Below are 3965 nucleotides of genomic sequence, written 5' to 3' on the forward strand. Positions count from 1 at the left end.
CCCTTCACCATGATCTCACATGTCGGTTTGTTGTCCGGCATCGGCAGGAGCCTCCATGACCGGTGCCAGCAAAACGATGTCGATGCGTCTGTTCTTGCTGCGGCCCTCCGCCTTCTCGTTATTGGCGATAGGCTTGTTCTCGCCGAAGCCAATAGATGTGATCGTGCGTTTATTGTTGCTGAAGCGGGCATCCAGATACTCTTTGACAGTGGTCGCCCGGCGCTCGGAGAGGTTCTGATTGTACTCATCGTTACCCATCGAGTCGGTATGGCCCTCTACACGTACCGCCCTGTCGCCAAACAGGTCGATGGCTTTACTGGCCAGCTCTAACAGGTCGTAGGATTCCGATGGAATGATAGCGCTGCCGCTGGGGAAGTGGATTGATTTCATGCGGATAATCACATCGGCATCGGTTGTCAGGAACAGCTCGACCTGTGACGGATCAAACAACTTGGCCAGCTGCGCGATTTTGGCTTCGGCTTCGCGCTTGATTTGCAGCTTATAGCGCGCCTGCCCCAGGCTGGAGCGTGTATCGTCCAACTCGGAGAGGTTGCCCTGCAGTGTGTCGATTTGCTGGCGTGCATCTGCCAGTTGCAGATCATAGTTGGAACGCATCTGTCCGATGGCTTCGGTGATCAGTTTGACGCGCTCCCCGGGTGATGCCGTGTTATCCAGATTCAGCTTGAGCGCTAAAGCAATGGTCTCCATATCGCTATTGCGACTGTTTACCCATGCTTCAACGTTAGCCGGCTTTTTCTTCAGCTGTTTGCCGAGGCCGGCTATCTGCTGTGACGTGCGCGCACTTTCAATGCTGTTTCTGCTTTCGTTATAGAGTTGACCGCGTGCGGCAGGATTGCTGCTAACCAGACGATCCACTTTTTTCAAGCCGTCACTGGCTTTAGCGAAGCTGGCCGGCGCATAGGTTTTGCCACCCTCCTTGCGTGCTTCTGCAATAGCTCTGGCGATAGGGCGCGTCAGCTGTTCGCGTGCGGCAACGACCTCGGCCTGATAGGTCAGCAGCTTTGCTTGCTCTGACTCCTTGCGGGCGCGGCGTATATCTCCGGATTCAACTTCGGCAACAACACGTGCAAATGCCTCTTCGGCCCGTTCTGTCAGGTCGCGACGGACATTTGCAGTGCCAGATGCACGCATGCGATCACGCGACTCAATCAGTTTCGGGAAGTTTTTGCTCATGGTCAGACTGTTGGTGATCGCCTGTTGCGCATATTTATCCGCTTCTGCCGTGTTGTTTTGCGTATAGGCGTCTTTTGCCGCCTTGTATGCCAGAGGAGAGAGCTCCTGGGCCCGAACGGCCTCTGCCTCTCCCAGCAGGGGGGCTGATTCGCCTGCCTGAACCGATATGGATGTTAGTGCCATGGCGGCTATTAACAGGCCGCCGGTAATGATTTTGTGCATGGTTGTTCTCCTTGTGAGGGAGTGACTCTGACAGGCTTAAGGGCGTGGCTCTGTGCGCCAGAACACACTGATCAGATGGAAGAGGCGTCAGGCAGCAGACGGGCATTACTTGCATGCTGCTGTTTGGCTGTGGCGGATGTTTCAGATGCAGTGCTGATGATGGGCGGTTGCAACTCTGTGCGGCTGCCGTTAGAAGTCTTCCGGATAGCCTGTGGGCAGGCAGTAAGGAGAGAAGATGAGTGTACTGGCCGGTATTCATGCCGTGAAGCATGCGTTGGACGCAGGTGATTCGATTGACGAATTGTTGATTGAGAAGGGTAAGCATCACCCGCGTCTCAATGAGTTGATTCACCTGGCCAAGAAGCATTCGATTCGTTTCTCCTTTGTGCCGAAAGAGGCGCTGGCACGTTTGGCCGAAGGCGTGCCCCATCAGGGAGTTGTGGCGAAGATGGTGGCTGCCGGTGCACAAGCGGTGCCTACATTCGAGGCGTGGCTCAAAACGGTTGATATGGAAACGGCGCCTATGGTGCTGCTGCTGGATCAGGTAACAGATCCGCATAATCTGGGTGCCTGTGTGCGTACGGCAGAGGCAGCGGGTTGCGCGGCGGTGATTGTATTAAAGGATCATGCTGCCGATGTGCATTCGCCGGTGGTGGCGAAGGCGGCCTGCGGAGCGCTCTCACGCTTGCCTGTGCTGCGTGTCATTAATATGAAGCGTTGTATTGAACAGCTTCAGCAGCAAGGTTTCTGGACGGTAGGGTTGGCGGGTGAAGCGGAGCTCTCCATTTATGATGCAAAGCTGTCCGGCGCAACGGCGGTCGTGATGGGGTCAGAAGACAAGGGTGTGCGCAGGCTGGTGCGGGAGACTTGTGATCAGTTGATTCATATCCCTATGCCGGGAGTCGTGGAGTCGCTGAATGTGTCGGTGGCGACCGGTGTGGCGCTGTTTGAGATCAACCGTCAGAGGGTGACGGCTTAATGCTGCTGGTTGATTTGTAATCGGCTGATCAGGTCAGAATAAGTGACCTTCGTCGAGGTCAGGCGGCGTCGGATGTTTTTACTGCGTGACTTTCCACGCTGACTTTTTCAAACTTCTGACCGCAGTACTGGCAGCGGCCCGTGCCATTTTTCAGGTTGATATATACAAGCGGGTGCTGTCCGTTATCTGAGCAGGAAACGACTTCTTCCGTAGATCTGATAATGTTGCCCATTGCTGCTGTCCCCCATGTTGCCGGCCGAGGCTGGCAAAAAAAACGGGCGAAGTTTGTCGGCAAGCTTTAAAATGTCAAGTTTTGCCACTATTTTCAAACCAGAGGAGAGTGATGCGTGCAAATAACTGACCGGGTATTGATAGAAGGGCTGGAGGTGCGCACGGTCATCGGTATTTATGACTGGGAGCGTGAAATACGTCAGACGGTACGTCTCGATCTGGAGATGGCGTGGGATACCAGCAAGGCTGCACGGAGTGACGATATTGCCGATACGCTGGACTACAAGGCTGTTTCCAAGCGACTGATCGGTTTTGTTGAAGGTTCCAGTTTCGGCCTGATTGAGGCGCTGGCCGAGCATTGCGCCCGTATTGTCATTGATGAGTTTAATGTGCCGTGGTTGCGGCTGAAAATGTCCAAGCCGGGAGCCGTGCGAGGCAGCGAGAATGTTGCCGTGCTGATTGAGCGGAGTGCCGCCTGATATGCATGCCGTGCTGATCGGCATGGGCTCGAATATTGAGGCGGAGCAGAACCTGTTGCAGGCTGCAGCAGCCCTGCGCACGGCATTCGGGGCGGTTGCGTTTTCCAGTGTTTACCGCTCGCCAGCTGTCGGCATGGACGGGGATGATTTTCTCAATGCCTGCTGTTTGCTGCATACGGAGCAGTCACAGTCTGCCGTCCGGCTGTGTCTGAAGGCTTTGGAAGATGTGCAGGGCAGGGATCGAACGCTTGGCTCATGGAAACCGCGTACGCTGGATCTGGACGTGCTGATGTATGATGAGCAGGTTGTTGATAAAGAGCTATATCGCTATGCACATGCATGTGTGCCGGCATCCGAACTGGTCGACATTGAGTCGGCGATCATTCCGGCAGGCCAGTTGACGCCGGTGGAGCTGTGTCTGTAGAAGCCGCGGCCACGCGGGCATTGATCTGTCGGATGATGTGGGAGTGAGGCATTGTGGCGGAGTGAGGAGCAATGACGGAATCGTTATCAGACCCTTTTGATTCTGGTTTTATGGGCGTTAAAAGTGAAGTGGTATTAGTGTATTGCGATATTTTTAAGGCGGGTCTTTGTATCGCGGGGCGCACTGCCGGCAGATCATAAGCCGGTGCCTTTGCGCTTGTAAAAGCTCGCTTTACTCCTACACTTCCGCAGCTATCAGGGCTTGTGGCACAGAGCCTGACTCGATACCGGGAGATTGTGATACGATGTTAATCGCGGTTCTGCTAGAAACCCTGCCTCATGAGAAAAGAGTTGCCGCAACACCAGAAAGCGTGAAGAAATTCATTGCTGCAGGTTGCGATGTGGTCGTACAGCGCGGTGCCGGCGAAGCATCCTGC

5 protein-coding genes and 1 pseudogene are annotated in these 3965 nt (G+C 54.8%); 4 read left to right on the forward strand and 2 right to left on the reverse strand.

Translation table 11 applies throughout. The annotated features are described in order from the left end of the window. Nucleotides 1-15: 15 nt before the first annotated feature. Complete coding sequence (locus tag SPV1_RS02450) at nt 16-1416, reverse strand: OmpA family protein (protein ID WP_009849507.1); 1401 nt, start codon at nt 1414-1416, stop codon at nt 16-18. Between the two features lie 235 nt (nt 1417-1651). Between SPV1_RS02450 and rlmB the strand changes: the two genes are divergently transcribed. After that, nucleotides 1652-2395, forward strand: coding sequence for a 23S rRNA (guanosine(2251)-2'-O)-methyltransferase RlmB (rlmB, locus tag SPV1_RS02455; protein ID WP_009849508.1), 744 nt, complete (start codon nt 1652-1654; stop codon nt 2393-2395). 58 nt (nt 2396-2453) lie between these two features. Here rlmB and SPV1_RS14075 read toward each other — a convergent pair whose 3' ends face one another. Next, entirely contained in the window at nt 2454-2627 is a 174-nt protein-coding gene (locus tag SPV1_RS14075; RefSeq protein ID WP_009849509.1) for a zinc-finger domain-containing protein, read from the reverse strand. Between the two features lie 115 nt (nt 2628-2742). On the opposite strand from SPV1_RS14075, the gene folB reads away from it, so the two are divergent. The 3 genes and pseudogenes from folB to SPV1_RS14080 form a co-directional block, all read left to right on the forward strand. Then, nucleotides 2743-3105 carry a dihydroneopterin aldolase gene (folB, locus tag SPV1_RS02460; RefSeq protein WP_231288247.1) on the forward strand — a complete coding sequence of 121 codons (363 nt, stop codon included), beginning with the start codon at nt 2743-2745 and terminating at the stop codon, nt 3103-3105. After that, nucleotides 3095-3529, forward strand: a complete 435-nt coding sequence (folK, locus tag SPV1_RS02465; RefSeq protein WP_009849511.1) for a 2-amino-4-hydroxy-6-hydroxymethyldihydropteridine diphosphokinase — start codon at nt 3095-3097, stop codon at nt 3527-3529. The genes folB and folK overlap by 11 nt, the downstream gene beginning before the upstream one ends. A 304-nt stretch (nt 3530-3833) precedes the next feature. Beyond that, a pseudogene (locus SPV1_RS14080) lies at nt 3834-3965 on the forward strand (NAD(P)(+) transhydrogenase (Re/Si-specific) subunit alpha); the annotation flags it as partial.

The organism is Mariprofundus ferrooxydans PV-1, from assembly GCF_000153765.1.
GTDB classification, from domain to species: Bacteria; Pseudomonadota; Zetaproteobacteria; order Mariprofundales; family Mariprofundaceae; genus Mariprofundus; species Mariprofundus ferrooxydans.

What these genes read in the sequence shown, in the direction of transcription:
- SPV1_RS02450 (WP_009849507.1), bottom strand. Translation starts at nt 1,416, where the DNA reads ATGCACAAAATCATTACCGGCGGCCTGTTAATAGCCGCCATGGCACTA.
- rlmB (WP_009849508.1), top strand. Translation starts at nt 1,652, where the DNA reads ATGAGTGTACTGGCCGGTATTCATGCCGTGAAGCATGCGTTGGACGCA.
- SPV1_RS14075 (WP_009849509.1), bottom strand. Translation starts at nt 2,627, where the DNA reads ATGGGCAACATTATCAGATCTACGGAAGAAGTCGTTTCCTGCTCAGAT.